Here is a 6,565-nt window from a genome sequence, read left to right as displayed (position 1 = left end):
AGTGTAAGTAAAATTTTCTTAAAATTTTCAGCTTGCTGGCTGGTGTTGGTGTCCATCACCGTGCTGATCTTTGTCAGGCCATCAACAATTTTAGCTATTTCTGCGCCAAACTCTCTTTGTATATCCTGCAGGGTTATATCGGTATCTTCTACCGTATCATGTAACAAGGCGCAAATAGTACTGCGAACGCCGAGTCCAATTTCTTCTACGCAAATTCTAGCTACTGCCAGCGGATGTAAAATGTAGGGCTCACCGCTTTTCCGGCGCATGGTTTTGTGTGCTTCTACGGCTATCTCAAAAGCAGTGCGTATCAATTCTTTATCTCCCGGCTTTAATTTGGGTTTTAGTTCTTTTAATAAACCGCGGTACTGCCTTAGTATTTCTTTCTTCTCTTCTTCTTCGCTGAAGGTGTATTTTATAATTGGGAGCGTTGTTTCCATCTGGTAAACGAATTTACGAAAAAACATTTCTGTTTTAATATTTTGTATAATTCCCTTACTTTTGCACCCCTAAACCGGAAGTAGTGAATCCCGATGTCATCGGAGAAAAGTATTTTCCATTTAAGTAACATTACCGGATATGGCGAAATTGGCAGACGCACCAGACTTAGGATCTGGCGGAGCAATCCATGTAGGTTCGACCCCTATTATCCGGACTTTTTTTAAGTTGATAAGTTGAGGGATTGTGTACCTGGAGGCTATTTTGCTTTCTTCTCTCAATCACTTATCAACTTTTGAGTTTTTAAAATATCAACATTTTCCATTATGGCAACAGTAGTAAGAGAGAACATCGCATTGCTAAACGACAAGATTATTATAAAAGTTGGTAAAGAAGATTATTTGCCCTCCTTTGAAAAGAAACTAAAAGAATATAGTAAAACAGTAAACATTCCTGGTTTTAGAAAAGGAATGGTGCCTGCTGGAATGATCAAAAAAATGTACGGGCCTTCTATTTATACCGATGAGATTCTTAAAACTGTAGAGAAGCAATTATACAATTACCTAGAGACAGAAAAACCAGATATTTTTGCACAGCCCCTGGCATTGGATGCCGACATCCGCAAGCTGGATGTAAATAACCCGGCTGACTATGAATTTGGTTTTGAAATTGGTTTAAAACCTGCGTTCGAAATTGCGCCATTAGTAAATGCCAACGCAACTTTGCATATAGTAACTGCAACAGAAGAAATGGTGCAGCAAGAAGTAGATCGTATGATGATTAAGGGTGGTAAAATGACTGAGCCTGAAACAGTTGAAAGTGAAGAAGCTGTGTTGAATATTTTATTTTCCGAAGTTGATAAAGATGGTAACACCATTGAAGGTGGCATTGAAAAGGAAAATTCTGTTATTGTAAAATATTTTACCGCTGATGTGCAAAAACAATTCATGGGTAAAAAGAAAGAGGAGAGCGTTGTACTTCAATTATCAGCAGCTTTTGAAAAAGATAAACTGGAAGCTTTTGTACAGGATTTAGGTATTGATAAAGAAGATGCAGAAGCTGCAAATAAATATTTTAAATTAGCGATTGTAAAAATAGGTTTGGTTGAAAAAAGGGAACTGAATGAAGAATTTTTTAATGAAGTTTTTCCAGGTGCTGCCGTTGCTACAGAAGAAGAGTTTAGAAAAAAATTAAAAGAAGAAATTGAGCAATACTGGAATGGGCAAAGCAGTAACCAGTTACACGACCAGTTGTATCATTATTTACTGGAAGAAACAAAAATAGAATTCCCGGATCAGTTTTTAAAAAGATGGCTGCAGGTTGGTGGCGAAGAGCGCAAAACCCCTGAACAGGCCGAAGCAGAATTCCCGGGTTTCAGCAACCAGCTAAAATGGACGTTGATCAGCGATAAAATTGTAAAGGAAAATAAACTGGAAGTGAGCGCTGAAGAATTAAAAGAATCTATGAGAGCAGAAGTGATGCGTTACTTTGGAGGAATGAGCATGAGCGGGGATACAAGCTGGTTAGACAGTTATGTTGACAGGATGTTAAAAGATGAAAAACAGGTAGATGCCAGTTACAGAAGGTTGATCACTGATAAATTATTTAACTGGGCACAGCAGCAGGTTACACCAGTAGAAAAGCAGGTAACCGGTGAAGAACTTACTGCAATGCAACACAATCACCAGCACTAAAATTTTCAATAATTAAAATATTGAATTTGCCGGAGCTAATAATGTTCCGGCATTTTTTTGCCTTTCCCTTTTTAAGAAATAATCAAAAAAATAAAAAGCTGCCTATTTTAAACCGGTAATTAATAAATAAAATATCCTGCTTTCTTTCCGCCTTTTTGTCGCAAATTTTTTATAGCATAATATTTGGGTTCATCAATAAATTATATATTTTACCATAAATAATTTTATTAATATGAATTTTGGAAAAGAATTTGAAAAATATGCTGTTAAACACCGTGGTATCAGCAGCAATACCCTGGACGGATACATTAAACACAATGTAACCAATCTTACTCCCAATATCATTGAAGAGCGGCCAATGAATGTAGCGGTGATGGATGTTTACAGCCGTTTGATGATGGATCGCATCATTTTTTTAGGATACCCGGTATCTGATGAAGTGGCCAATATCGTTACCGCACAATTTTTATTTTTAGAAAGTACCGATCGCACAAAAGACATCCAGATGTACATCAATTCGCCGGGTGGAAGTGTATATGCCGGCTTGGGCATGTACGATACGATGCAGTTTGTAACACCCGATATTGCTACCATTTGTACAGGTATTGCAGCAAGTATGGCAGCAGTTTTAATGTGCGCCGGATCGGCCGGTAAACGTACCGCTCTAAAGCATAGCCGTATCATGTTACATCAGCCAAGTGCCGGTGCAGGTGGCCAGGCAAGCGATATTGAAATAACTGTAAACGAGATACGTAAAATTAAAAGTGAGTTATATGAGATCATTGCACAGCATACAGGACAGCCTTTTGATAAAGTATCACAGGATTGCGAAAGAGATTATTGGATGACTTCAACTGAAGCAAAGGATTATGGTATTGTTGATGAAGTATTAACCATTAATCCCCGCAAAGCAAAAAAAGATTAATACATATTGCACCGGCTTTAATACTACTATTAAACATCTTTGTGTCACTCACTTTTACGGTATACCATTTTTGAGCATCGCAGCAATTGAAAACAACATTACAAAAAAATAACACGATGAATTACTATAACAACAAACAAATACGTTTAGACGAAGAAGAAGAAAATCCAAAAGACCTACCCGAAAATCCGATGGAAAAAATGGTGAGCGGTTGGCAGTTCGACAAAAAATTTATTGAGCAGCGTAAAATATTTTTATGGGGCGTGGTAGATGATAAAAGTGCCAAGGATATTACCGCCCGGTTACTGTACCTGGAAGCAATTGATCCTGGAAAAGAGATCACCTTTTACATCAACAGCCCTGGTGGAGTAGTTACCAGCGGCATGGTAATTTACGATACCATGCAAATGATTACATCCCCTGTAAGCACAGTTTGTATGGGTATGGCAGCCAGTATGGGCAGTATCCTGTTAAGTGGTGGTACAAAGGGAAGACGTTTTATTTTTCCCAGCGGGCAGGTTATGATTCACCAGCCAAGTGGCGGCGGACAGGGAGTAAGCGCCGACCTTGAAATTATGGCAGTGCAGATTCTGAAAATTAAACAACTGGGTGCTCATATTTTGGCAGATAACTGTGGCCAGACCTACGAAAAAATAATGAAGGACTTTGACCGTGATTTTTGGATGGATGCCAAAGAGTCTATTGCCTATGGCATTGTAGATGACGTGATGAGTAAATTGTAATAAATTTTTATTGAAACTTTTGGCCGGTTTAATCACCGGCCATTTTACATTCATCCCTTTTTTTTCAGCAAAATTGTTGAATCATTAAATACCCTTTTGCAGCAGCAGAGAGTAAGCAGTTACTTAACTTTACAAAATGCAGTTCGAAGATATTATTAATGCAAAACTAAGTAAGGACACCGACAGGCCACTGATGAGAAAGGAAGCTTTTCCGGTAAGTGAAGGATTGCAGGCCTATCTTAAAAAATATGACCGCGATATTACATTGCCGATCGCGTATAAAGATTTGCTGAATTACCGTTTTGCTACTTCGTTAAGAGATAAAAAAGGTAAATTAACGCATTGGGAAACGGCGGTGTACGATTTTAAAGAAATGGAATATTTAAAAGAAGGCCTGATTAAGACTTATGCCATTCTTAAAACAGAAGGTAATTTAAACTACGTAAAACACCTGGATGTTGAACGGATAGACTTTTGTGAATTTGGCAACAGTATGCCTTTTAGGATAAGGATCATTAATAAAATAAATGACAATTACGATCATTATTACATTAAGTCTATAGATGCATCGCGTATTTACGGGCTGGAACTGGAGCACCTGCTTTCGCCCAACCGCATTACTTTTTTGTATCATAAAAATACGCTGGTCGAAGAGCATATTCCCGGTATACCGGGTGATGTTTTTTTGCAAGACTATCTGGGCTTGCCCGAAACAAACAAAATACGCATTGCCAAAGAGTTTGTAAAATTTAATGAACGTTGTTTTGCCCGCTTGCTGGGCGATATGCGCAGCTATAATTTTGTGATAGATATTACGCCCGATATTGAAGATTATCAATACCGCATGCGTGCAATTGATTTTGATCAGCAATCGTACGAAGCAAAAAAAAATTTGTACCTGCCACAGTTTTACAAAGAGAACTTTGAGTATGTTGACCTTGTTTTAAAAAATTTAAGCCCGGGGGTAATTGAGCAATACCAGGCAGAAGAACGTACCACCATGGCTTACCGGGTAATAGCCAGCCGCAGGCAAATTATGGAGTTGCTCAACATAATGATTAAGGATGAGATATCTGAAAATTACAAAGTAAAATTGTTGCGCAACGAACTCAATGAGCATTTTAATTCTAACTATTTTTCAGGCTGTAACACCATGGGCGCAATCGTAAAACGCCAGTTGAAACAAATGCTGCAAAAGCATTTGATGCAGTTGCCAAATTAAATGGGCAATCAAAAAAACAGATATAATATTTTTTACCTTTCACATACCCTAACCTACTCTTAGAGCAGAAGACTTTTTTCAAAACTTTACTTTATTTCTTTTAGAACATTTATCTTCCATAGCCCCTGTTATTACGATTTAACAGTTGCTGCAACGTTCTATAACATAAGATTGTCTGTTATAAAGCAGGCAATTAGCTATATTTGCAGTCCATAAAATTAAACGAGCTTTAAACAGGTTACAATGGCCAAACAACAAACATTACACTGTTCTTTTTGCGGCAGAAGCCGCGATGAGGTTAAGATACTGATAGCAGGGCAGGAAGGGCATATTTGCGAAAATTGCGTAGAGCATGCCCAGGAAATAATCGGGCAGGAACTGATGATTTATCCTGATGCAAAACAGGGTGGTGCAGCAAATAAATTAACTGTAAAAAAACCCATCGAAATAAAAAAATTCTTAGATGAGTATGTAATAGGGCAGGATGATGCGAAAAAAATTCTGGCCGTAGCTGTTTACAATCATTACAAAAGATTAAACCAAAAGGTAGAAAATGATGTAGAGATTGAAAAGAGCAATATCATTATGGTGGGTAAAAGCGGGACGGGTAAAACATTGTTGGCTAAATCTATTGCCCGGATGTTAAACGTGCCCTTCGCCATTGTAGATGCCACTGTTTTTACAGAAGCTGGATATGTAGGAGAAGATGTAGAAAGCATGCTGAGCCGGTTGTTGCAGGCCTGTAACTACGATGTAGCAGCAGCAGAAAAGGGAATTGTTTTCATTGATGAAATTGATAAAGTAGCCCGTAAAAGTGACAACCCATCTATTACAAGAGATGTAAGTGGTGAAGGAGTACAGCAGGGTTTGCTGAAATTGCTGGAGGGAACGGAAGTATTGGTTCCACCGCAGGGCGGACGTAAGCACCCTGAACAAAAATTGGTAAAAGTAAATACACAAAATATTCTCTTTATCTGTGGAGGTGCATTTGATGGTGTTGACAGGATCATCGCCCGCCGTGTAAATACACATGCCATCGGGTTTAGTGTAAACAAAGAATTACAGGAATTTCAACAGAAGAATTTGTTACAGTTTATTAATGCCGTTGATTTAAAAACGTTTGGGTTAATACCGGAATTACTGGGCCGTTTACCTGTTATTACCTACCTGAATCCATTGGATGCACCTACGCTGCGCAACATTTTAACAGAGCCCAAAAATGCATTGATAAAACAATTTACCCGCTTATTTGAAATTGAAGGAATTGCTTTAAGTTTTGAACCTGCTGTGTTTGATTTTATGGTGGAAAAGGCGTTGGAATACAAATTGGGTGCACGAGGTTTACGTAGCATTAGCGAAAGCATTTTAACGGATGCTATGTACGAGTTGCCTTCTCAAAAAGTAAAAACATTTGAAGTAACATTGGAATACGCACAGCGTAAATTTAATACCAGTAAAATGAGTATGCTTAAAGTAGCGTAAGAAAAATAAATCATCAGGAGAACTGCAATTTTTAATTGCAGTTTTTTTTGTGCTAATACCT

Annotated in this window: 6 protein-coding genes and 1 tRNA gene; 6 read left to right on the top strand and 1 reads right to left on the bottom strand. The window is 38.0% G+C overall.

Features of this window, described 5'->3' with window-relative positions; translation table 11 throughout:
• A partial coding sequence (locus tag H7254_RS14495) for an HD domain-containing protein (protein WP_301933639.1) occupies positions 1 to 440 on the bottom strand: 440 nt, incomplete at its 3' end.
• 133 nt (positions 441 to 573) lie between these two features.
• Here H7254_RS14495 and H7254_RS14490 point away from each other — a divergent pair.
• The 6 genes from H7254_RS14490 to clpX all read left to right on the top strand — a co-directional run bounded on the left by H7254_RS14490 (position 574) and on the right by clpX (position 6,504).
• Positions 574 to 655, top strand: a tRNA-Leu gene (locus H7254_RS14490).
• Between the two features lie 109 nt (positions 656 to 764).
• Complete coding sequence (tig, locus tag H7254_RS14485; RefSeq protein WP_301933638.1) at positions 765 to 2,132, top strand: trigger factor; 1,368 nt, start codon at positions 765 to 767, stop codon at positions 2,130 to 2,132.
• A 232-nt stretch (positions 2,133 to 2,364) separates the two neighbouring features.
• Positions 2,365 to 3,057, top strand: coding sequence for a ClpP family protease (locus H7254_RS14480; protein WP_301922187.1), 693 nt, complete (start codon positions 2,365 to 2,367; stop codon positions 3,055 to 3,057).
• A gap of 116 nt (positions 3,058 to 3,173) precedes the next feature.
• Positions 3,174 to 3,800: a ClpP family protease gene (locus tag H7254_RS14475; RefSeq protein ID WP_301933637.1), complete on the top strand. Its 627-nt coding sequence runs from the start codon at positions 3,174 to 3,176 to the stop codon at positions 3,798 to 3,800.
• 136 nt (positions 3,801 to 3,936) lie between these two features.
• Entirely contained in the window at positions 3,937 to 5,022 is a 1,086-nt protein-coding gene (locus H7254_RS14470) for a hypothetical protein (RefSeq protein WP_301922185.1), read from the top strand.
• 243 nt (positions 5,023 to 5,265) lie between these two features.
• Positions 5,266 to 6,504 carry an ATP-dependent Clp protease ATP-binding subunit ClpX gene (gene clpX, locus H7254_RS14465; RefSeq protein ID WP_301933636.1) on the top strand — a complete coding sequence of 413 codons (1,239 nt, stop codon included), beginning with the start codon at positions 5,266 to 5,268 and terminating at the stop codon, positions 6,502 to 6,504.
• Positions 6,505 to 6,565: the final 61 nt, after the last annotated feature.

It is taken from the genome of Ferruginibacter sp., assembly GCF_014377975.1.
GTDB lineage: Bacteria > Bacteroidota > Bacteroidia > Chitinophagales > Chitinophagaceae > Ferruginibacter.
The sequence above is the reverse complement of the archived record's forward strand: the minus strand, read 5'-3'. Positions and strand labels throughout refer to the sequence as shown.